Raw genomic sequence first — 24,171 nt, forward strand, 5'->3', positions numbered from 1 at the left:
TCGTTGTTTAATTCGCGCCCTGATGATTTCATCCAATTGAGTTTTGCTGATGTTGACCCCTGCACAAATTCTTGAGTTCAGAAATAACGGCTATCTGGTATTGCCTGGATTTTCCACCGTACAATTTTGCGATGCGGTAGTGGCTTTTGCGCGCAATGAATTACAACAGCATAAAATACCAATTGAATATGAGGCTGATGTCCAGTACCCCGGTGCTCCCGCTTCTCGAACTGCGGTGGGCGGTGGAACCGCACGGCGATTGTTGATGGCGTCGGCGCGCGCACCTATGTTGCGTGACTGGGCAACGGGTGATTCGCTTAAAGAAATTTTGCAGGAGTTGTTGGGGTCAACTGTTTTTTTATCCCAGGCGCATCACAATTGCATCATGACCAAACAGCCAGCATTTTCCAGTATGACAGGATGGCATCGCGATAGCCGCTACTGGCATTTTGCGCGCGCTGATTTAATATCGGCCTGGTTGGCTTTGGGGAACGAACAGGCCGAAAATGGTTGCCTGTGGGTCATTCCCGGCTCGCATCGCCTGGAAATTGATGCAGATCAGCTGGATGAAAAACAATTTCTCAAAGCCGACTTGGTAAAGAACAGGCACTTGTTGCAGCAGGCGCTTGCAGTGCCGCTGCAACAGGGTGATTTACTCCTATTTCACAGCAATCTCTTTCACGCTGCTGGCCGCAACACCACTGAAAACCCCAAGTTTTCGATGGTGTTTACCTATCGTTCAGCCGACAATCCTCCCAATTCAGGCTCCCGCTCAACCTCACAGCCAGAAATACTCCTTTAGTTGCCGCCAGCCGCCACAATGCCTTTTCCTGGAGTCTTGTTTTAAATTCTTATTTATCGTATAAATATGTCATGAGGCTGAGATGGCCTTATTAATGTCTATCTGGTTTAGTGGATGGATGAGAGAACTAAATAACAATAACGGTGAATAATATGAGACTTATCAAATGTGTTCTAACCGCTTCTATGGCGGCTGCTTTTATTCTTTCCTCCTATGCAAGCGTTGCCGCACCTATAAAAGGGGCCGATGTGAGTTGGATGTCGGAAATTGAGGCCAATGGCATTAGTTTTTACAACCGCAGTGGTGTGAAAAAAGATATTTTGGCGATTATGAAAGAGCAGGGTATGACCGCAGTCCGCTTGCGGGTATGGGTTAACCCTGCCGATGGTTGGTACAGCAGTACGCAAGACGTAGTCGCCAAAGCGAAACGCGCCAAAGCTGCTGGAATGAAAGTAATGATTGATTTCCACTACAGTGATAGCTGGGCTGACCCTGGTAAGCAAACCAAGCCGGCAGTTTGGAAAAATTATACATTCCAGCAACTGATGGATGCGGTCTGGAACTCAACCATTTATACGTTGCAAGCAGTGAAAGATGCGGGCGTCACAGTGGATTGGGTGCAAGTAGGTAATGAAACGAACAACGGTATGTTGTGGGATGACGGTAAAGCTTCCGTCAATATGAAAAATTATGCATGGCTTACGGCAACGGGTTACAACGCGGCAAAAAGTGTATTTGCTAGCACCAAAGTGGTTGTGCATTTAGCCAACTGTCATGACAACGCCAATTTCCGCTGGATTTTTGATGGGCTTAAGGCTAACGGCGGAAAGTTTGATGTAATTGCCGCATCTTCCTATCCCACCAACGCGGCGGGTTATACCTGGCAGGGGGCCAACACTGCTTGCTTAACTAATCTCAATGATATGGTGTCCCGCTACGGTGTTCCGGTCATGATCGCTGAGATCGGAGTGCCCTGGGATCATGCACAAGCTAAAACTATTGTGGCCGATATGATTACCAAAGTCGGGCAGGTGAGTGGTAGTAAAGGTATTGCCATTTTTTACTGGGAGCCAGAAGCGCGCCCGGGTTGGAAAGGTTATACCTTGGGTGCGATGGATAACAACGGAAAGGCCACCGCAGTGTGGGATGCATTTAAATAATGCTGTTGTTGAAGAATGAGTTGTTTGTAAAAAGCCGCGCAACAATTTTTTATTTGTTGCGCGGCATTTTTTTAGGGAATTTGTATGAAAAAAAAGAGTTTGTGCGGGTGTTGTCATGCTTGCAGCAATACCCATTACTTCATGTGATGGACCGCACAGTAAGAAATTACAATGGGAAACCTACTGCGAATGAGTGTATTTGCTGAAGTGGCGATGAAAATACAGCAGGTGTAGATCGGTATGAGGAGACTAATCACACACTCTGGAAAAAGTGGAGTATGTGACTAGCTTGACTACTTATTGCGCCTTGCGCAGACGTACGCCGGCCAGGCTCAACAAGCCGCCCAATATCAATAAGAGGGTAGATGGTTCCGGCACGGTTGCCAAATTGCGGAAAGCATGGTTGTCGCTTTCAAACGCGAAGCTGGTGCTTGTCAATTTAACGGTATCAAATTTCGCGTTGCCGAAATCAAAATTAATGTAACGGTTGGAGCTGAAGTTCACTTGGTTACCATTAGCAAATTGACCTACCAAGTCAGAACCACTGTAAGTAGAGATCAAGCTGCCATCAAGATAGAAGCTGATGCTGTTGTAAGCGTCGATTGAACCCCAGTAAAGGCCAAAATAATCGGACTCTACATCAAGGGTAAAGGTAGCTGAGCCGCTTGATATCGGATTGGGTACAGTTAGGTATTCGGTATTGGTGCCAGCTGGTTGCGCATAGAGTCCGCTAGCTGAACCGAGGACGATTTGAAAGTCGCCGCTACAAGTTGCGTAACCGCAACCGCTGTTAAAGTCGATAGTAGTTGCACCAGCGACTGAAGTAGTCGTCTCGCCGAGGGCAGACAAGCTAACAATAGGTGCTGATTGTGCAGCTGCGGCTGCCAGAGCAAATGCGCCTGCGCCGGCCAGTTTGATCAATGTATTCATGAAAAATCCTTGGAGTGAGTGTTTTGTCGCTCAAATGTTTATAAGCGTTAAATCTAACACGCAATTTTTATGCCTTATAAAAAATATATAGGCACATCAATCATTTATAAAGTGTGATGCAGTTATCTATTTTTTTGATGTGTAAGCTTTTTCGACGATTTTGGTGCCATTTTTATCCACTAATAGTTCGCATTAAACTCCTTAGCCTCTCGCTGCTTAAAAAATATTCACTATCCTTGCTTGCAATTAGGTACTGTGTGTCGCATAGTATTTACTGTGTGTGGCACAGTAATGGTGAGGTTGTATGTCAGAAGAGCATTTGGAGAAGCTGCGGCAAGAGTTGCGCCGGGGAATTTTGGTGTTGGCAGTGCTGGGTTCGCTGCGTCAACCCCACTACGGTTACTCATTGCGCAAGCAGTTACAAGAAGCGGGTATCGATATAGATGAGGGCACGCTATATCCGCTGGTTCGACGGCTTGCCGATCAGGGGCTATTGAGTAGCGAATGGCAGCAAGGGGAAGGGCGCGAACGCCGCTATTACCAATTGTCTTCTGAAGGTGTTGTGCTGTTGGAAAGCCTTGGCGCCGAATGGCAGCAATTGAATAAACATGTGGGCAAGATCTTGGAGGTGGAAAATGGAAACAATTGATCGTTACATGCATGCAGTTGCGCAAGCGTTGCCGGAGCGTCGTCGCGATGAAATTACCCGCGAACTACGCGCTAATATTCTGGATAGCCTGGAGTCTATTCGCGAGCAGCAGGAGCGTGAACCCACGGCAGGAGAGGTTGCCGCAGTGTTGGTCGCCTTGGGGCATCCACAGCAGGTGGCAGCCAGTTTTCTGCCGCCGCAGCAATTGGTATCGGCCGACTTATTTCCTTTGTATAAGCAGTCGCTGCACTACGGTGTGATTCTGGTATTTATCCTGGGGTTGATCCAGTTTGCAATAAGCTTTCTCAATTCGGGGAGTATGGATTTTATTGATTTGTTTCATGGCTTGGTGATGAAGGGATTAATTACCTTTGCGGTCATTACGGGTCTTTTTTATGTGTTCAGCAATCCTCCCGGTGGTAAACCTTTGTTTAACCCTTATCAATGTTGGTCGCCAGAAAAGTTGCCACCTGTGAGCCGGTCTTGGCAGCGCATTAGCAGTGCTGAGCAGGGGGTGGATTTCGCGAGCGATTTGTTCTTTCTATTGTTGCTCAACTACAGTTTCTGGATGCCGTCGGAGCATGTGTCCCGTTTGGCTGTGATGTTTGCCGATCCGGTCAGGGAATGGATTCCATTGTTATCGGGTGTAATGATTGTGTCCTTGCTCTTTGGATTGTGGAATATGGTTTATCAGTATTGGACGATCCCCAAGTTGGTGATGGAGGCATTAATTAACTTGGGTGCGGCTGTTATCCTGCTCAAAGTAAGTCGCTTTGAGCAGATTCTGGTCCATACCGATAATCCGTCAGTTGAACCGGTAGAAATACTGGAACTAGCTAACCATATATTTAGTGCTGGGGTTTTCTGGGTGGGGATGTGGTTAATGTTTATGGCCGGATGGAATCTGTATCGTATTTGGCAGTTGTCCCGAACATAGCAAGTGGGTGCAGACTAGTGCAAAATGATTATGCTATGATCGGTACAAGAGCAGCGTGCGCGGCCGGAAATGATTTTTTGCGCTCGCTGCAAGGATTCCCTCTCATTTCTACATGTGCCTAATGGCGTAAGGAGCGGCTTAAATGATTCAGCTACAACGCAACTACAATAATAGTAATAACGTGAATGATGGAGAATTCATTCAGCCATACACTCGTACGTACGAAGAGTACTTGTCGCTTGCACGAATCCCCCACTGCGATGGAGTGCCCGCCCGTGTTCTCAACGCGTTACATTTACGTGTAGGTCACACTGATCTATCGATAGAGCAGATTGCTTCTGATCTCAACTTGACCAAGCGTACACTGCAGCGTCGCTTACAAAGCCAAAATACCAACTTTGCCCAATTGCGCGATGACCTTCGGTTTCATTACGCCATAAAATATTTAATTGATGACAATCTCAGTGTTGATCTTGTTTCGCGCGCGCTGGATTTTTCTGATCGTACTAGCTTTACCAATGCATTCAAGCGTTGGACAGGTTTATCTCCAAGTACATTCCGCAAGCTATTCAGGGAATTTTCCTGAGCCGATGGGAAATCAGTCAGAGAGGGATCTCTGCATGTTATTAGTGCAGTACGCCCGTAGGTAATTTGATTGCTGGAACTTCTTTAGCGCCGGCATCTTCGATTATTGCGCAGTAGTAATTTACCGCTCCTGATATATGTACGGCAGGGTAAATGCTAGCTGAGGCATCTTTCATTCCAGGTTCATAAAAGCCATCTGCAGTTTGAAACAAGGGCACGAATTTGTGTGATTCTATTGCGCTATAAAGGGTTTTAGGTGCACTTTCTTCCTGCAATATTTGTAAGTGTTCCGCAATATCCTCCTCGGTGTAAATAACGCAAGAAAAATTACTGCCCTCTCGTGTGCGCAATGCGAAACGTGAAGGGTTGGTTAGATAGTAATACTCAGTCACGCCCAATGATTCGCAGGCTTGTTGAAAGTAACGCGCTAGCTGTGGGTCTGCGAAAAAAGGTGTGCCACTATCGATGGCCTCTGCCTTCAGGGTGCTTGACAGCTCATTGAAATAAGCATGTTGTAATTGGTTGATTGCTGTCTCCAGATCTTGGAGCATATTGGCATCATTCTTTTTAAGATAATAATGAATGGTGTTGTTATTGAAGGCTCTTACCGCATCGGCTGGCGTTGCATAACCTGTCAGCAGGATTTTCTTAATAGATAAATTATTAATTTTTTCACAAAATTCAATGCCATTCATGCTAGGCATGGAGTAGTCAACTACCAATACGGACACTTCTTTGATTCTCAGCTCATCAAAGCGTTTTACATTTTGATGTGTAAGCACTCGCTTTACCCAAGCATCTGAGTCACCTTGGAGTTTCGGTTTTTCATCATTCGCTACAAGCTCGGCTTCACGTTGATATTCATTGATATATCGCAGGGCAGCATCCGTATTGTCAAATGTCTGCACATTAAACTGTTTGGAAAATGCCACTGATAGCGCATCTAAAAAGTCAGGGTTATCATCGACAAATACAATTTGTGTCGGATAAAAACAAAGAGGAATTTTTGATTTCACGCTAGGAATCCCGAGTATGTGTAAAGGCCTTATGGCTCATCTGCGCACTATGCCGTCTCAAGCATGTGTTAGATATTGTAAGCCAATTTAGCGCAGAGAGGGTAACCAAAATGAAGGGGGTAGATGGCGCCACACTTGCTGTGGCGCCTAGTTTAGCTTAGTACTTGATCTATAGAATGTGTTGTCAATTAACACCTGAATCATTGGATATTTCGCTTTTCTAGTTGATTCGCTGCCCGTCTTTCTGCCAATTCATCTTTGGTTTTGCCCTCGTCCTCGTTTTCATGGACTATTTGGGATGCAAAAAAACACAGTGTAAATTCTGAGCCTTTCGCTACCTCGCTTTTAACCGCTATGCGCGCATTGTGTTCATCGACTATGCGTTTAATGGCCTGCATACCAATACCATTACCGAATTTTTTTACACTAAAGCCCGGTTCCCATAAGCTGGCTAACTGCTTTTCCGTCATGCCGGTGCCATTGTCTGAAATGCAAAAGTATGCATTGCCATTTTCAACCCAAGACTTTATTTTAATGGTTAAGTCTTCATTATCGCGACGCGCCTCAGCGGCATTTTTAATTAAATTGATAAAGAGGATCTTAAGGTCTTCCGCATCGCCTTTGATATCGGGGATGCCGCCCAGCTCATATTCAACCTTGTCAAACGACTTTTCAAAAAGATAGAGGCAGTCCTGCACCAGTGACTCCAGAGCACAGGATTGGATACGTCGTTTGTGGTGACCACCCAAAATACTGGCCATGGTGGCAATAAGTTTTGAACCGCGCTCCACTTGTGCCAGCACAATATCCCGCTGTTTGTCGCGGTCATAGATATCGTTCGACAATATTCCGTCGATAATGGCAAAAGGTGCCTTTATATCGTGATGATAGTGGTTCATCAGGCTGAGCATGGACAGTGTTTTCTTAGCTTCACCTAATTGATCATGCATGCTGTTCAGCCTAATAAGGCGATTAAGTACTTGCTCTAATTCGGTTTGTAACCATTCGAATATTTTCATATCGTCGTAGCGATAGTAGGAAAACTGGGTGGGCTCTCCGACCAGTACAATCGCTAATATCTCGTTTTCTGACAAAACTGGAAAACACAGGCCGGAATGATGCTTTTCCATTTCATTCCGAATAGTTTCCGGCATTTCGTCTGCCAAGAGTACTTGGTGTTGTCGCGTGCAATAATTGACTAAAGAGTTGTCTTCGTCGATTAAATCAAACGGGAGGCTGGTTGATCGGGTGTTTGCATCATTACCTATTTGCTCTCTCTGTTGATTCACCATCAGGATTTTATAGTTGTTTAATTTGAGAATTTTTACAAACAGATAATCTAGCACCTCAAACATCATAGAGAAGCTTATGGAGTTTCTGAGCGCGCTTTCCGTATCGGCTCTCACCTGATCGAATTCATAGCCGTGTTTTGCAAGAATTTTCTTGGCGTTCGGTAAAATCCATTTCAATAATCTTGGATAGGCTTCGAGAATTAGCGCGACAAAAAGCAATAGAATCAATACCCCACCAACGGATTCGGTATGGTCGCCAACTACAGATGTCACTACGAAATATAGCCAGATGAAAAAGCCCAGTAAGATAGCTTTCGATAAGCCCACACTCAAGGCCAATCTGAAGTCCATGAGGTTATGTTGAATTGTCGAGTAAAATAATAAAACAACAAAAACAATGTTGGTAATTGATCCTAAAAATCTTGACAGATAGAATTCACTTGGCATCGATGAAATGCCCAGAACACCGCCAATAAAACTAACGCAAAGTGTTATAAATAACCATTTTAAGCGCTGTTTTTCCCGGTTTGATGATGAATTATAGGAGGCAAATACTATTCCTATGGATCCTACGAAGCACCAAACAAAGGTAAGCAAAAACAAATAGAAAATGATATCTGTATTTGGCAAAAAACCCCCATCAACCTCTCTTAATGTAGAAGGGAGGATGAATGTGTTAACCAAAGAGAGTAGCCCGCTCGCGATAAAGCTTGGGATAACAACTAAGTTTTTAAAGTTATGAGAGCGGCTGCCTATCAATCTCCACGTTAAGAACGCAAATGTCGATGGAATAAAAAACATACCCCAGCGAGTAATGTGGAAAAGAATGTTCAAAACATCAACATTCTTAACCACTGTCAGTAAGTAAAGCTCTAGCGACCAAGCTCCTAAACTAAATACAGTGAGCGCAAGAGCTTTAGCAGCGGGATTGCCTTTTTTGGAAAAGGCAAGAATCCCGACGACGATATCAATAACTGCCGTAATTAAGTACTGGATCATCGCATTTCTCTACTACATCGACTTTGCTTCTGATGAAATTTCTTGACCATTGAATGTCTGTACATGCCATAAGCACAGTTTTAAAGGTTAAGTGTGGATACGATTTTGCCTCTGATATCTGGTTGCAACCCAACATTTTATAAAACCGCACGTGTGCTGGCCTTACTGCGATTACAATACTTGATGAACCTCTACGAATCGCTTCCTCTACAACCGTTCCAACAAGCAGCATTCGCGCTTCTACTCCACCTTTCCTTTGAAATGATGGGTCGATAACAAATTTATTGACCTCTACAAATGTACTATCGTAACCAATATTACTTCTGATCTCCTTGTCGAATACTTCCATAACTGGAACGCTCAATCGATCGTGGCTATCAAATACACAAGTACGCATAGATCCTACTGCCTTATTTTGATGATACAAAAGAAAACAAGTGCTGTTTGGTTTGTTGTCATACTCATCAATAAATTTTTGCGAAGAGTTTTCCGCTATGTACCCTTCAGCACTATAGCTTCTATAGCGCATTGAATACACCCTATCTAGCATCGGACCTTTCGCTATGACGCTATAATAATCATTGTGTTGGATTTGTTGAGTTTGTTGGGTTTGAATAGCAGTAGTTAACATCGGATACCTCTCGTTTAAGTTCACATTTGATTACGACAGTAAGAGCGCTGAAAAAATCAGTTACGATGTTTTATGCGCCAAATAGGTGTATTGACGACATGTCCGACTTGGACTTGGCGTCAAACTCCATTATGCTCAAAATTTATGCGACCTAAAACAACACTTTAAAACTTCATAGCTAAGTGATTGAATGGTGCGATTGGGTTGGCATTCGTAAACCGTTTGGCGTGTCCCTTTGCGTTGACTTACTTGCCAGCCGTGTATTGATGTGACAATAAAGCTTGAATTTTTGCTGTTTGGTTTATAACAATGGAGAAAATAATTTAAGGAAGTAGCTTTTAGTGAACCCAGGGTCAGCGAGTGATGACAGATAAATCCAAAAACCACTATGAGTCGGACAGTGCTGAAACGCTATTTCATGACATAGCGACTCCATTATTAGTCGCCAAAATGAAAGCCGGGTTATTGGTATCCTATTTACCGCAATTAATTAAGTCACTGGCTGAATCGCCGGATCTTCAGCATTTATTACCTGAAGATAAAAAAGTGATTGAGGCGCTGCTGAGTGCGCCAGAGATCATGGTGTCCAATCTGGATGTGGTGCAAAAGAAAATAAACCTACTGTCGGAATCTGTCCTGCACCAAGCGAATAATTTTAGCGCCTGCCCGCTTGGGGATAATGCGACTGCCAATATCCATAACGGAAGTATGGATGCGTCAACAAGTGCGGTCTTAAGAACGGTATCCATAAAAACAATTCTGCTTGTCGATGATGAAGTGGTTCACCGTGACATAGGGGGAAGTTTGTTATCGCCGCATTATCAGGTGGATTTTGCCGAAAATGGTTTGGAGGCCATTCGTAAGTGCGAGCAAAAGCATTACGACTTGATCTTGATGGATTTACATATGCCCAAGATGAATGGTGAGCAGGCAACCATGGCGCTGCGGGCATGTATCAGTAATGAAACGATTATTATTGGATTGACTAGCCTGCCATTGGGGGCTAATCAATCAGGATTACTTGCCAGAGGTTTTACGGATTTTCTCGAAAAACCGCTGACAATGAAGGGACTGCAAAATGTATTGCGAGCTTACGCCCGCCATGCGTGATAACGACTATTTACTAATCCCTTTCAAAGAGCCGGTTATTCATGGGAATAATGAGTAAAAAAATACAGCCCCCCCATTTTTTTTGTTTGACCAGCTTGGTTGTCGGCGCTACTTATGGCTCGTTCGCTTGGTCGCAAAATGCCAAAAGCCCTGCGCTGGAAGAGGTGATTGTCACTGCGCAAATGCGCGACGAAAGTGTTCAGTCCATTCCTGTTGCCATTGGTGCCTATGACAAAAAATTTATCGATAAGGTAGGCGCCAGCTCATTAACCGACATGGAATCAGCGATTCCCAATATCAATTTCGGGCGCGGTGATAGGAATACCCGCGGTGAGATAGCGATCCGCGGTGTGGGCGATTACTCACGGAATATAGGCACCAATGCTCGCGTCGCTGTTTATATCGATGGTGTATTGACCGGGCGTTCATCCAGTTTTGACCAAAGTTTGTTGGATGTTGCGCACCTTGAAGTGTTGCGCGGCCCGCAAGGCACTTTAGCTGGCACCAATGCCTTAGCGGGAGCCATTAATATTGTTACGCAAAAACCGGAGGATCATTTTAGCGCAGGGTTGCTCACTAATATCGGCAACTACAATTTACAGTCGCTGACCGGAAAAATTAATCTACCGCTCACAGCCGAATTATTTGCCAGCTTGTTAGTTGGTACCACCCAGCAAGATGGTTACATAGATAACATTGCGCTCCAACGTGATCTTCAAGGCGTTAATAGAGATGTAGCAAAACTGAAGTTCCGCTATGTGGGTGTTGAAAATCTACTGTTGGATATTGGCTTTGATTATTTAAAGGATGATGATAAATCCACTAATGCTGAAGCACTCGCCAATGGTGGATTCAACGGCTTTACTCTGGCTCCTGAGCCCTTTGTCGTTGCGCACAATGCCGATGAGTTTGAGCAGCGGGAATTAAAAGGCGCTACTGTAGAAGCGAGTTACGAAACTCCCGGCGCTTTTCGCTGGACATCAATTAGCGGCATTCGCTCCAATGAATTTACCGAACTAAGCGAAGAGGATTATTCCCCCTTTGATGTTGCCGTCAGTATTTTTGATGAAAAGAGCGATCAGGTCAGCCAGGAATTACGATTGGCATCACCCAAAGGTGAAAAGTTCGATTACGTTATTGGCGCCTATTTTTTAGAGCAGGATATTTCAACCCAGCGTAGTGCCATCACCGGCGCCCTGTTTCGCCCAGCGCCAAACGCATCAATACAGACACCCGCCTCGGCTGAAGTACAATCCACATCCTTATTTATGCATGGCAATTATCAGCTCGATTCCCGCTGGAGCCTGACGGGTGGCCTGCGCTATGTGCATGAAACCAAAAATATTGATTACTCCAGTGTGGATAACATAGGTTCATTTATCGATGTTGATCATCTGCGCGATCAAAAGACTTTTGACGAGCCGCTGCCCAAATTCGGTATTAATCTGCAGGTAACGCCGGATGTATTGTTTTATACCAGTGTTGGGCGCGGTTACAAGAGTGGGGGATGGAATGCCGACTTCATAACCACCTTGGAGCATTTCCAATTTGAGCCTGAGTACGCCATTAATTATGAGTTGGGCGCTAAGTCGGCGTTTTTGGACAAACGCGTTACTGCCAACTTCGCAGGTTTTATCACTAAATTTGACGATTTCCAGGTATTCCAATTCGTTCCCACACAGTCAGCTGGTGCAGTATTGTCATTGACGAATGTCGGAAAAGTCACCACCCAAGGTGTTGAGCTGGATATCACCGCATTAGTCACTGACAGCCTGAGTGTCAGCTTCAATACTGCGTTTACCCAGGCGCGTTTCGACGAGTTTAAAAACGGCGGCGGGCTAGGGGTGAATTACGATAACAACCATCTTCCTTACGCCCCTGAGCATACCTATTTTGTTGCCATCGACTACAGCCGGCCGCTGTTTCGGCAAGCAGAGGTCTACGGTCATATCGATTACGGCTATACCGGCGATTATTTTTCCAATCCAAATAACACGCAGGACAATGCCATCCCCAAATACTTTTCTGCCAATGCCCGTGTGGGTCTGAACATCGATTCACACTGGGATATTTCACTGTGGATGAAAAACATCACCGATGAAACAAATCTCCGGCAGCGCTCAGTGTCCTTTCTCGGAGTGCCCCGGGGGCTGTACAACCCTCCACGCAGCTATGGGCTGGCAATTAATTACACAATTGATTGATATAGCGCTGGAGTTGCGGATGCAGGCAAATCCAGCGAACGATTATGAATAATCCAACCAAAACTTAAAGTGGGACGGATTCCGGAATAAGCGGAAAGCCTTGGTGTGCGCTGGTTCGCAACGTTCGGATAGCGCACACCAGCCAAACCAAAATATTTTTATCAGTGTTACCAAGCGAACGCATGCTTCGTTATTTCTGTGGAAACTAACTCTGTCTTAATCGGCCACCGCGCCAGCGGGAATAAGACGAGAGAACCAGTAATCGACTAATAACAATAGTTAGTTGTGACCACAGAACGTAAATCAATAACCATAACGATGCAGGTAACACCATGAAAACTCGCTTGCGGTACATTACCCAAGGCGCTTTGGCGCTGGGTGTTGGTCTCACCATGACTGCCCCCGCTTTTGCGCAAACCACACCTATCTGGTCGGACGAATTCAACGGGACGCGAATCGACAATACCATTTGGTCCTACAAAGTTGGCGGCGACGGTAACGGCAATGGCGAATTGCAGTACTACACCGCCCGCAGTGAAAATGCCTATATAGAAGATGGCAAACTCGTCATCGAAGCCAAACGCGAAGCCTATGAGGGTAAACAATTCACCTCGGCGCGTTTGCATACCAATGGCCGTATGTCATTCAAATACGGCACCCTTGAAGCGCGTATTAAATTGCCCCGCGTAGACAACGGCCTCTGGCCAGCCTTCTGGATGCTGGGCACCAACTTCGGTTTGGACGGTTGGCCTAAATCCGGCGAGTGGGACATCCTCGAAGCAGGTTACAAATCGGCATTGGCCGATGGCACCGGCAACAAATCAGTCTCGGCAGCCCTGCACTGGTGGCATGAAACTGGAACCTGGAGCGATTGGTTGCAGGCAGATCACGCGGTATCTACCCAGTTGCCCACCAATTTTTATGAGGATTACCACACCTATAAACTTGACTGGACACCGACCAATATCACCATCAGCGTGGATGGCAATCCTTACTTCAACATGGATATCACCGACCCGAACATGTCGGAATTCCGCGATAATCCCGCGTCAATCATTTTGAACCTCGCTGTCGGCGGTTGGAATTTTGTTGAGATTACTGATCCGGCAATGATCACCGCACCTTTCCCCGGCAAAATGTATGTGGATTACGTGCGCCTCTACGCCAACCCAAGCACGCAAGTGCAGGTTGCCAATGCCGAATTACCAAGCGGTAATTTTGGTATCAGCACCGAAACGACTCCGGTATTGAACGAATTGAATTGGGGCGATCGCACCAGTTTGTATGTATGGAATAACATGACCAGCATTGCGACTACGCCTTCTGAAGGTAGTGGCGCTTTGGCTTATTCGATTGCGCCCGGTAATTGGTGGGGCATGGGCTTGGTGCACAAAGACCAAAACCTGCGCAACTACAAACACGGCTACCTGCATTTGGATATCAAAACCAATTCCACCAGCAGTTTCAGTATTGGTCTCGCCAGTACCTCCGGTGGTGATGGAAAAGTTGATTTCAATGACGGTGGCGATCAATACGGCCTCGTGCGCGATGGCGAATGGCATCACGTTGCTATTCCGTTAAGCAAATTCGGCAACCTCGATTTTGAAACCATGAAAACCCTGTTCAGTGTGTTTGGCCCAGGCCCCGCTGCACCTATGGAAATTGCGTTCGACAATATTTATTTAACTGAAAGTATTGCGTTGCAAGCGCCGGAATTTGGCAGCTTTGGTATTTATACTGAAACGCCCGCACACAAAAATGCCGGTGAGTTTGCATTTGGTGTGAGCGGTGATTTATTCCTGTGGGATGAAACACTCACGCTGGAAACCGGCACCAATAAAGAAGGCAATTCGGCGCTGCATTTAAAATCAACCGGTAAAGGTTGGTATGGTATGGGCTTGACGGCGCGCGATGGTTTTAACCTGACGGCGTTTGAAAATGCCGATGCAAAATTGCATTTCTCCATGAAGACTTCGCACACTGGCGATTTCCAAATCGGTTTCAAAAGCGGCCCGCTCAATAACATTGGCCAGAAGTGGATTAATTTCAAAGCGGGTAATGATCCCTACGGTTTTGTACGCGATGGCCAATGGCATGACATCGTTATCCCGATGAGCGAAATTGCAAAAGATCTGGATTTATTTGATGTGCGCCAATTGTTGCAAGTGCTTGGCACCGGCGAAACCGCAGGTATCAGCATCGATGATGTTTATCTCTCTGGTGGCCAAGCGGCAAAAGATCCAGGTACCGATGGCACTGTCGTTAATCGTGCGCCTTTTGCGGCGATTAAAACCTCCATCATGGGCGGGATTGCCCCAGCGATCATTACATTCGACGGTACCAAGTCTGTCGATGTAAATGGCGATGCGCTGACCTACACCTGGAATTTTGGTGATGGCACTACCGCTACCGGTGCAACGGTAAATCACACTTACGTCAACGAAGGTTCGTATCACGTTTCACTCACCGTGAGCGATGGCGAACTCAACGCTATTGCAAAAACAGTCGTGTTTGTTGATAAAGATTTCAACAATGCAAAAAGTAAAAAACGCGGCCTGGGTTACGGTACCCATTCTGTTGATGATATGGCTGTAATGTCCAAAGGCATTAGCTGGTGGTACAACTGGAGTATCAAACCGGATCTGTCGATTCAAAATGTCTATCAGCAATACGGCGTAGAGTTTGTACCTATGGCGTGGAACGGCAATTTTAATGATGCAGAACTGCGCGCGTATATCGCATCACATCCCGATGTGAAATATATCCTCGCGTTTAACGAACCTAACTTTATTGACCAAGCGAACATGACGCCATCACAAGCTGTTGCACAGTGGCCGCGTCTGGAAGCAATCGCCAATGAGTTTGGTTTGAAAATTGTCAGCGTGGCGATGAATTACTGCGGTAACTGCGTGACTGAAAACGGCACGACCTACTACAGCCCCTTCGATTATTTTGACGATTTCTTTGAGCTCTGCCCAACCTGTAAAGTGGATGCACTTTCTATCCACGCGTATATGCCCGATGTTAATGGCATTGAGTGGTACGTGAATGAATTCAAAAAATACGGCAAGCCAATCTGGATGACGGAATTCTCAGCCTGGGAAACCGTTAAGACTCTGGACGATCAAAAAAGCATGCTGATCCAAGTAGTCGATTCATTTGAAAACAATGCCGATATGCAGCGTTACGCCTGGTTCACGGGTCGTCGTAATGGCCATCCATTCAATGGTCTGTTCGACTATCGTCAATCCGGTGTTTTGTCGGAACTCGGTAATATTTATGTGAACATGCCGCTGCATGGCGATGCAAGTAAACACACACTGCCAAAATTGGTACAAGCCGAAAATTACGCAAGCCGTAACGGCCTGCGTGTGCAAGAAACCAAAGACGTTTCCGGTTTCCTTAACTTGAGCGATGTGGCTGCAGGTGCATGGGTGGAGTACAACGTAAACGGCGCTGCTAATGCTTACGATATTAATTTGCGCGTAGCGAGCGAAGCGGCAGGCACTATTAATGTGTTAGTGGATGGTGTGCAACGTGCAACAATCAATGTGCCCTCAACCGGCGGTTTACAAAACTGGAGCAATGTTAATTCGCAATTGGCATTAACTGCTGGCGCGCATAAATTGCGTTTGGTATTTAATCAGGCGATTAACCTGAACTGGATGAAGTTTTCTATCGCCGGTACTGGAAGCTCAAGCGTAGGTAGCTCATCGTCAAGAAGTTCAAGCGGTATTGCACTTTCATCTTCATCAGTAAGAAGTTCGAGCAGTGTTGCAACAACCTCGTCGATAGCACCGTCTTCATCAATTGCACCCTCGTCTTCAAAATCTTCTGCATCAAGTGCAAGCAGTGTGGTTGTGAATCCAGTAGGCAATTTGGCATTGAATCGCCCTGCAGTTGCATCAACAACAGAAGGCGAGGCATGGGCTGCAAACAATGCAGTAGATGCAAGCACAACAACTCGTTGGGCAAGTGCAGCAGTTGATCCAACCTGGATTATGGTGGACTTGGGAGCTGTCTACAGTTTCAATCAGGTTGTTCTGCAATGGGAAGCTGCTTACGGCAAAAACTATGCAATCCAAACCTCTACCAATGGCATGAGCTGGACAACTATTTATGAAACCACTAGCGGTGTTGGCGGTAAAGAAACGCTCGCCGTAAATGGCAATGGCCGCTATGTGCGCATGTATGGCACAGCGCGCGGTACAGGTTATGGTTATTCACTGTTTGATTTCCAGGTGAATAATAATCCGGTTGCCTCTAGTTCAAGTCTTGGCAGCTCAAGTGTTGCGGTCATCTCTTCATCAAAAAGTTCTTCGAAGAGTTCATCCAGTAGTTCTGTGCCTAGCTCCGTAGCAAGTTCGAGCAGAAGTTCTGTTGCAAGCTCGATAGCAAGTTCAGTCGCTAGTTCGTCAGCGAATCTCGCCCTGAATCGTCCTGCCGTTGCATCCACCACGCAAGATGGTTTGCCAGTCGTAAATGCATTTGATGGCAACGCCAATACTCGCTGGGGCAGTGCGTGGAATAATGCCGAATGGATTTACGTTGATTTGGGTGCGAGCTACGACATTAACAAAGTAGTTTTAAGTTGGGAGGGCGCTTACGGTAAAAGTTATGAAATCCAAACTTCTGCCGATGCGATTACCTGGACAAAAATCTACGGCACAACTAACGGCAACGGCGGTGTAGAAACATTAAACATTGCGGGCACCGGTCGCTATGTACGTATGTTTGGCATAGAGCGCGGCACAGGTTACGGTTATTCATTGTATGAATTTGTTGTACAGGGCACTCCGGCAATTGTGGGCAATAAAGCGTTAAACAAACTTGCTGTTGCATCCACCAGTGAAGGTGCGGGCACCGCTGCCAATTTTGCAGTGGATGGCAACACCAACACCCGTTGGAGTAGTCAGTTCAGTGACGGTCAATGGATCTATGTGGATCTGGGCAGCACCATGAGCGTTAACGGTGTAACCCTGAAGTGGGAAGGAGCTTACGCTAAGGCTTACAATATCCAGGTCTCCAATGATGCAACTACCTGGACTACTGTAAAAGCCGAAACCAATAGCAACGGTGGATTTGATGATCACCTGTTGTCTACCAGTGGCCGTTATGTGCGTATCCTCAGCGTAACCCGCGCAACTGGCTACGGTATTTCCTTGTGGGATTTTGAAGTTTACTAATACAAAAAAGCTCTAGAGAAACTTCAACCGTGCGCAAGCAATTGCGCGCGGTTTTTTGTTATATTGCATCGTAATGATTTACGAATCTTAAATTATTAATTATCAGCGGAGAGTGGAATGGAAGCGATTAACAAAATATCACCAGAGCAATGCATCAGTATGGCTGATATTCGCGATGAAATTGACCTATTGGACAGTACGATCATTCAACTTATCGGCAAGCGTTATCAATATGTGCAAGCTGCTGCCAAGTTTAAAACTTCTGAAACAGCAGTCCGTGCGCCTGAACGTTTCAAGGCAATGCTGTTGCGGCGTCGTGAATGGGCGCAGGAGCAGGGTCTAAATCCGGATGTGATTCAAAAATTGTATTCGGATTTGGTGAATTATTTTATTCGGGAGGAAATGGAGCGCTGGCAAGCGGAAAAAGCCTAGTTGTAAAAAAGCCAAAACCTATCCGCTCCCAAAAGCTAAATACCCAAAGTTGCTTTAATTTTTAACAATTGCAGGATTGGCTTCCATCATTATTTTTACAATCTTTCCATCAGGTAGTTTATGAATTTTTGGCACTTTAAAGCTTTTGCCAGAATCAGTCACAAAAAAGTAGTCGATCCTAGAGGTTTCTCCGCCAATGGTACGGGAGGTCTCAATTCGTAGAATGCTGGCTAGTGGTAGTTGGTATCCTTCACTATTCGTTTTATATTCTACAACCTCATGGGTAATTTTAAATTCGTAAAAATTTGGATGGCGAAAATACCAAAACGCTATACCTTGCAGTATCAGAAAGACGATGGAAATCATCCCGCCAACCACGTACAAAGTAGCTGGCTCGTTTTGTTTCCCATAATGATTAATTAGTCCACCCACCAGCGCGAAGCTTAGTGGAATGACTATACCCAGCTTTAAAAACTCCCAGGCGATATCTTCACTTGTGATTTGATAGTCCAGATAGGTTTTTGCCATTTATTGACCCTGCAAATGTTCCTGCCGATATTCCGAAGGCGTTTGCCCCACGTGTTTCTTAAAGAAAGTGTTAAATACCGATTTGCTGTTAAAGCCCACATCCAGATAAATATGCGTGATGGTTTTGGATTTTTGTTTGGGGTCAGAGAGCATGGTTTTCGCTTCTTCGATACGATAGCGGTTGATGAATTCGTAGAAGTTGCTATCGAAGTGACGATTGAATACCAGCGATAAATCCCGCGACGGAATCCCCAATGTCTCTGCCAGCATATCCAGAGTAATATCAGGTTGTAGATAGGGTTTATGCTCGCGCATTGACGCGTCGATTTTCTCGGCAAAACCAGCATTGAGTAATTTTTCCTCTACGGGTTTCTTCTGCTGATCTTTTTGTTTGACGGCGACAAAACCAGAGAAGTATCGAATGCTGCTGAACACTAACGCGAGTACCAATACAAACACCACGTAGTATCCTGTTAACCCAATCACTTCAAACCAGTGCGGGTGGAAACCAATAAACAAGTGCAGCAATTTCGCGCAGGCGAGGGCGGCTTCAGTAACGGTGATAATCAAGAAGCCAACTACCAACGAGATCAACCAGCGTATATCAATGCGCTCGATATTTGAGTGAGTGGTTTTTAATTGGTTGCGATATTTGGAAATTAATAATAAGCAGGCGACGCAATAACCTATGCGAGTTGCTTTGCATAAAAAATCAACGATGAGATACATAGGGCTGTAGACATAAATATCGTCATCAATCAGCAGTACCCGCTCTTCCAACGTATGAGTATAAAAGGTCAAGCTTAAAAATAAGGCAAATAAGCCGAGCGGAATCAAGTGGAGACTATCGCGTTTATGCAGGCTGAAATCGTGATAGACCAGTGATTTCACGTAAAAGTACAGCAGTATTGCATCCAGATAATAGCCAAAGCCTATCCATAAAAATAAACGCGGATAATTATCCAGTGCGATCATTTTAAAATCAGCACCCCACAAAATCAGTTCGTGGATAGGGATAAATGCATGTGCGAGCAGAAATGCAGCAAGGAAATAGTTGCTTTTGTTGGTGGGTGGATTAGTCACCAATAGGAGTATTGCAAAACAGGCGCATTGCACGGCGGTCATCATAAGGACGAGGTCGTGAATATTGAAAATAGTTTCGTTCATGGTGAGTGGCAATCGGGTTGGTTATCGTTATAGTTTAAATTTTGTACTTATCGTCCTTGCTGAGTATAGAGCAGCGATTCTCGTTCTTGTAAAAAACCTATGCTAATTAGTGTACATACCTTGCCGATCTATCTTCAATGCAGACAATTCTTTACATCCATGATTGTGGCAAGGCGATGTGCCTAACTTGTTGTTTATTCGTTTCTTTTTCTGGCTTGTTCCATATTTTGCTCCCAATGATTACAAAACTGGGATCTGGTGTCGTTCGTGATTACTTTACTCGAACGCCAATTTACGGGATTGGATCTACATTATTGGAATAACAATCCTAACAGAGGTTTTTATTGTGAATTGTGTGAAGTCTATTGCTAATTTATGCCTTTTACTGATAGTGGGTTTCGCTTGCGTCAATGCGCATTCCCAAAGTTTCTTGCGTGCTCAAGATCAATTTATTGTCAACGAGCAGGGCGAAAAAGTCTTGTTGCGCGGAATGGGGTTGGGCGGTTGGATGTTGCAAGAAGGTTACATGCTCAAGCTCGGCAACCTTGGCCAGCAACATGCGATGCGGGCAAAAATAGAAGAATTAATTGGCGCCGAAGCCACGCAAGAATTTTATAACGCCTGGCTCGCTAACCACACCACCAAAGCCGATATAGATGCGATGGCGAAATGGGGTTTCAACTCTGTGCGTCTGCCTATGCATTTCAATCTCTATACCTTACCGATTGAACAGGAACCGGTGAAAGGCCAAAACACTTGGCTGGAGCAAGGCTTTGCCATGACCGATGCGCTTATCGCCTGGGCTAAAGCCAATAATATGTACGTGATTCTGGATTTGCACGCGGCACCGGGCGGGCAGGGCAATGATTTTGCGATTTCTGATCGCAACCCCAACACTCCATCGCTCTGGCAGAGTGAAGCCAACCAGCAAAAAATGATCGAGCTCTGGCGCAAACTGGCACAGCGTTATGCCAATGAACCAGCAGTGGGTGCTTACGACATTATCAATGAACCCAACTGGGGTTTTGAAAATGCGGATGACAAAAATGGTTGCAAAGAAACCAAAAACGAGCCGTTGAAGAAATTGATGATGGATGTCACCAAGGCGATTCGTTCGGTTGATACCAAACACATGATTATTATCGAAGGTAACTGCTGGGGTAATAATTACGCTGGCGTATTACCGCAGTGGGACAACAACATGGTGTTGAGTTTCCATAAATATTGGAACAACAACACGGTAGGCGATATTAAAACCCATTTGGATTTGCGCGCAAAATACAACATGCCTATTTGGCTGGGTGAATCTGGCGAAAACTCCAACCTCTGGTTTACCGATGCGATTGCATTGGTAGAATCGCAAGGCATTGGTTGGGCCTGGTGGCCGCTGAAAAAACTCGGTTTCAATAATCCCTTGGAAGTAAAACCCAACGCGGGCTATCTCGCACTGGTGGATTATTGGAATGGCAAAGGCGCAAAACCTTCTGCAAAAGACGCGAAAAAAGCGCTGCTGCAATTAGCTAATCATGATATCCGTTTTGAAAATACTCAATTCCATCCGGAAGTGATTGATGCCATGTTCCGCCAACCATACTCCAAACTGAATTTGCCGTTTAAAACCCACCGCATTAGTAAGTCTGGTGGCACCATTGCAGCGGTAGATTACGACATGGGGCGCAGCGGCATTGCTTATCATGATAAAGACTCGGCGAATTATCACATCTCGGCCGGCAGCGAACGTATGCCCTGGAATCGCGGTACAACTTATCGCAATGAAGGTGTGGATATTGAATTTGATCCAGCAAAAAAATCCCACTTCATAAATCACATAGAGGCAGGCGAGTGGACTGAATACACGCTGGAGGCCGATCAGGCTGGCGTATACGGATTATCGGCAGAAGCTAAGGCTACAGTAGCGACTGGCCGTCTTGGCGTGAGTGTAAATAATGAATTGCTCGCGGTAGACGCAGCGGTCGCCCAATCAGAAAAATGGCAGCAGGTGAAACTGGCAAATGTAAAATTATTGAAAGGTACCAATAAAATCCGTATCTACGCCAACGCTGGTGGCTACAATTTGGTATCACTACAGCTGAAAAACTAAGCTCATCTTTCTCCAGCAAAATCGTTTATCGATTGAGCTATCCCCTTGGGAGCCTTTTGGCTCCCTTTTTTGTGTTGGTATTTATCTCACCTGCAAAATCAGGATATTTGTTTTGCAGGTTTTTGGGTTACTCTATGATTTCCGAAAAAATGGACACCGTACGCATGGAAACTCTCATGACTCGATTTATCATTATCTTTATAATATTTACATCCAACAGCTGTTTTGCTGAAGAGCTGACAGCGGTCTTGGATTTGAAATTTATTAAAGATACCGGTTTTACGTCTGGTGTTATGTGCTATGGAGATGAAGGCGAAGATTGTCATACATGGTCAACTTTTTATCTGTATGACGCCAAGGTCAGAAAAGTGATAAGTGGTGAGCTTAGCCAAAAGAAAATAACAGTGATTTATGGCCGCCATGCTTTACTGAAAAATAACCGGAAGAACGTTGTTGTTAGGCTAAAACAGCTGCGACCTGATGCTGAGGCTCAGTATCAAATTATCGAGTTTGGCGTAGCAAAAGAAATTGTCTGCTTTGAGTCGGTTGATAGTCGGCAGTTTTCCGTTAAGTTAGAGGTTGCTGATGTGAAGTTCCAGTGTATGGAGAAACTTAAGGAATAGCCTATGGTTCTCCTGATGTGTCGAAGTTGACATTAGAACTCCCCCAAAAAAATCACCTTCTGACAGCTTTGATTGTACCAACTAGAAGAATTGTTTTGAACATTACAAAAACTGAGCTACACGACATCCTTCTGCGTTGCCTGGCGACTACTTCCGGTCCATGGAAGTTTTATGTGGAAGGGCCAGATCACACGGTGGGTTCAAGCTTTATCCAAACAGCTGGTAATGATATTGAGTTAACTGGCGCATCAATAAATGACCAGGATTTCATAGCGTCTGCCAATCAGGACATTCCTCGGTTAATCTCTGTTATCGCCAATCTGAAGGGATGGGTCCTGTGATTTTCTGAGAATTGATATCACATGCTCTATTTTTAAATCATCAAACCAAAATAACACTGTGCCGATATGAGGAAGACACAACATGGCACATGTGCTGACTCACATTTCCCACCGATTGACGCATCGCTCACCCTTCATCGATTCCTGCTGTAAAACTGTTACCCAAATCCGCAAATAAAGTGGATGGGTTAACAGATTGTGTAACCTTAATTAGCAATAAAGTAAAAAAACCGTTTCAGGTTGATGCAAATAAAGTGGGAATCCTGTGGTGAGGGTAGGTGCGAGGTTCGACTTTTTTATTTGCTCGTCAAAAAAATAAACATTGCCTATTTGCGGCGGTTTTTGGCTCCTTTTCGCTGTTTGAGTTTTGATTGGTATTTTTTATACTCCCGCTCGTGCGACAACGGCAGTAACAAATAATAACAAGGGCAGTTGGCATTTTTCCGGTCTGGTCATTGGATACACGACACCTGCGTATCAATGTTTACTCTATTTCCATCCTTACACAAACGGAACCTAACGATGAAGAATAAAAAATCAGTTAGATGGACACTGCTATCGGCAATGTTATTTGCTTGTATTGGTGTTTCATCGGCAACCAATGCTGTCGTTTTTCAAGCAGAAAATTACAACGCATTTTCCGATACTACCCCGGGCAACACCGGTGGTGTTTTTCGCGGTGATGCAGTTGATATAGAAGCAACTACCGATACCGGTGGCGGCTACAATGTCGGCTGGATTGAAGCCAATGAATGGCTCGCGTTTAATAATTTATCCATCCCTACTGCCGGCAGTTACACCATCCGTATGCGTGTGGCATCGGCTAATGGCGCTACAGCATCTGTCGATTTAAATGGCGGTTCGATTGTGCTGGGTGACTTTATTATTCCCGCAACCGGTGGTTGGCAAAACTGGACAACTGTAACCCGCACTGTCAATTTAAATGCAGGCAATTACAGCCTGGGTGTATTTGCTAAAACCAACGGCTGGAATTTTAACTGGATTGAAGTTGTGGCTAACGGTTCTGGTACTGCAAGGGCAACCGTTTACCAACACTGTCCGTTCACCGGTTGGGCTGCTGGCTTGGATGTTGGCTCGTACAATTTAGCGGCGCTGCAAGCGCGTGGCTTTGTTGACAACGATGCGTCATCCATTCGTGTGACTGCCGGTTATGAAGCAGTGCTTTATCAGGGCGATAATTTTACCGGTACTTCGCGTGTAGTAACGGCAGATGATGATTGCCTGAACAATGAAGGCTTTAACGATAACGTTAGTTCAGTCATTGTGCGTGCAGCAGCTACCGGTCGCCCATTGGTATTTGCTGATGAGTTCAACAGCATCAACACCGCTAACTGGACGTTTGAAACCGGTGGTGGCGGATGGGGTAACAACGAGCGTCAATACTACACCGGCGGACAAAATGCCTTTATCCAAAACGACCCTGCTGCGGGCAGTAACGAAACTGTAGAAAAACGCGT

The 24,171-nt window shown here is 45.3% G+C and carries 18 protein-coding genes; 12 read left to right on the forward strand and 6 right to left on the reverse strand.

Features of this window, described 5'->3' with window-relative positions:
• Nucleotides 1-49: 49 nt before the first annotated feature.
• Nucleotides 50-802 (forward strand): phytanoyl-CoA dioxygenase family protein, encoded by a 753-nt coding sequence (locus B4E62_RS07920; protein WP_331351692.1) that lies wholly within the window; start codon nt 50-52, stop codon nt 800-802.
• Nucleotides 803-954: 152 nt separating this feature from the next.
• On the forward strand, nt 955-1,962 hold the full coding sequence (locus B4E62_RS07925) for a glycoside hydrolase family 53 protein (RefSeq protein ID WP_331351693.1): 1,008 nt from the start codon (nt 955-957) through the stop codon (nt 1,960-1,962).
• A gap of 297 nt (nt 1,963-2,259) precedes the next feature.
• Here the strand turns inward: B4E62_RS07925 and B4E62_RS07930 are convergent, their stop codons facing one another.
• Complete coding sequence (locus tag B4E62_RS07930; RefSeq protein ID WP_331351694.1) at nt 2,260-2,892, reverse strand: PEP-CTERM sorting domain-containing protein; 633 nt, start codon at nt 2,890-2,892, stop codon at nt 2,260-2,262.
• Nucleotides 2,893-3,196: 304 nt separating this feature from the next.
• Between B4E62_RS07930 and B4E62_RS07935 the strand changes: the two genes are divergently transcribed.
• The 3 genes from B4E62_RS07935 (at nt 3,197) to B4E62_RS07945 (ending at nt 5,064) form a co-directional block, all read left to right on the forward strand.
• Nucleotides 3,197-3,541: a PadR family transcriptional regulator gene (locus B4E62_RS07935; protein WP_310072381.1), complete on the forward strand. Its 345-nt coding sequence runs from the start codon at nt 3,197-3,199 to the stop codon at nt 3,539-3,541.
• Nucleotides 3,528-4,478, forward strand: a complete 951-nt coding sequence (locus B4E62_RS07940) for an HAAS signaling domain-containing protein (RefSeq protein ID WP_331351695.1) — start codon at nt 3,528-3,530, stop codon at nt 4,476-4,478. The genes B4E62_RS07935 and B4E62_RS07940 overlap by 14 nt, the downstream gene beginning before the upstream one ends.
• A gap of 142 nt (nt 4,479-4,620) precedes the next feature.
• Nucleotides 4,621-5,064 carry an AraC family transcriptional regulator gene (locus tag B4E62_RS07945; protein WP_310072384.1) on the forward strand — a complete coding sequence of 148 codons (444 nt, stop codon included), beginning with the start codon at nt 4,621-4,623 and terminating at the stop codon, nt 5,062-5,064.
• 40 nt (nt 5,065-5,104) lie between these two features.
• Here the strand turns inward: B4E62_RS07945 and B4E62_RS07950 are convergent, their stop codons facing one another.
• The 3 genes from B4E62_RS07950 to B4E62_RS07960 form a co-directional block, all read right to left on the reverse strand.
• On the reverse strand, nt 5,105-6,079 hold the full coding sequence (locus B4E62_RS07950) for a response regulator (protein WP_310072386.1): 975 nt from the start codon (nt 6,077-6,079) through the stop codon (nt 5,105-5,107).
• A gap of 200 nt (nt 6,080-6,279) precedes the next feature.
• Nucleotides 6,280-8,370, reverse strand: a complete 2,091-nt coding sequence (locus B4E62_RS07955) for an ATP-binding protein (RefSeq protein WP_331351696.1) — start codon at nt 8,368-8,370, stop codon at nt 6,280-6,282.
• Nucleotides 8,339-9,001, reverse strand: coding sequence for a GNAT family N-acetyltransferase (locus tag B4E62_RS07960; RefSeq protein ID WP_331351697.1), 663 nt, complete (start codon nt 8,999-9,001; stop codon nt 8,339-8,341). The genes B4E62_RS07955 and B4E62_RS07960 overlap by 32 nt, the downstream gene beginning before the upstream one ends.
• Nucleotides 9,002-9,364: 363 nt before the next feature.
• Between B4E62_RS07960 and B4E62_RS07965 the strand changes: the two genes are divergently transcribed.
• The 4 genes from B4E62_RS07965 (at nt 9,365) to B4E62_RS07980 (ending at nt 17,933) form a co-directional block, all read left to right on the forward strand.
• Nucleotides 9,365-10,111, forward strand: a complete 747-nt coding sequence (locus B4E62_RS07965) for a response regulator (protein WP_331351698.1) — start codon at nt 9,365-9,367, stop codon at nt 10,109-10,111.
• A 50-nt stretch (nt 10,112-10,161) separates the two neighbouring features.
• A complete protein-coding gene (locus B4E62_RS07970; RefSeq protein ID WP_331351699.1) occupies nt 10,162-12,315 on the forward strand; it encodes a TonB-dependent receptor in 2,154 nt (717 codons plus the stop codon).
• A gap of 332 nt (nt 12,316-12,647) precedes the next feature.
• Nucleotides 12,648-17,501 (forward strand): discoidin domain-containing protein, encoded by a 4,854-nt coding sequence (locus tag B4E62_RS07975; RefSeq protein ID WP_331351700.1) that lies wholly within the window; start codon nt 12,648-12,650, stop codon nt 17,499-17,501.
• A 117-nt stretch (nt 17,502-17,618) separates the two neighbouring features.
• On the forward strand, nt 17,619-17,933 hold the full coding sequence (locus B4E62_RS07980; protein WP_331351701.1) for an isochorismate lyase: 315 nt from the start codon (nt 17,619-17,621) through the stop codon (nt 17,931-17,933).
• 54 nt (nt 17,934-17,987) lie between these two features.
• Here B4E62_RS07980 and B4E62_RS07985 read toward each other — a convergent pair whose 3' ends face one another.
• Together B4E62_RS07985 and B4E62_RS07990 are read right to left on the reverse strand one after the other, a co-directional pair.
• Complete coding sequence (locus B4E62_RS07985) at nt 17,988-18,461, reverse strand: hypothetical protein (protein WP_310072397.1); 474 nt, start codon at nt 18,459-18,461, stop codon at nt 17,988-17,990.
• Entirely contained in the window at nt 18,462-19,628 is a 1,167-nt protein-coding gene (locus B4E62_RS07990) for a helix-turn-helix domain-containing protein (protein WP_331351702.1), read from the reverse strand.
• A gap of 355 nt (nt 19,629-19,983) precedes the next feature.
• Between B4E62_RS07990 and B4E62_RS07995 the strand changes: the two genes are divergently transcribed.
• From B4E62_RS07995 to B4E62_RS08005, 3 genes are all read left to right on the forward strand, one after another.
• Nucleotides 19,984-21,729: a cellulase family glycosylhydrolase gene (locus B4E62_RS07995; RefSeq protein WP_331351703.1), complete on the forward strand. Its 1,746-nt coding sequence runs from the start codon at nt 19,984-19,986 to the stop codon at nt 21,727-21,729.
• A gap of 176 nt (nt 21,730-21,905) precedes the next feature.
• On the forward strand, nt 21,906-22,352 hold the full coding sequence (locus B4E62_RS08000) for a hypothetical protein (protein ID WP_331351704.1): 447 nt from the start codon (nt 21,906-21,908) through the stop codon (nt 22,350-22,352).
• A gap of 863 nt (nt 22,353-23,215) precedes the next feature.
• The coding region (locus tag B4E62_RS08005; protein WP_331351705.1) for a carbohydrate-binding protein at nt 23,216-24,171 on the forward strand (956 nt) is incomplete at its 3' end.

Source organism: Cellvibrio sp. UBA7671, from assembly GCA_002483145.1.
GTDB classification, from domain to species: domain Bacteria; phylum Pseudomonadota; class Gammaproteobacteria; order Pseudomonadales; family Cellvibrionaceae; genus Cellvibrio; species Cellvibrio fibrivorans.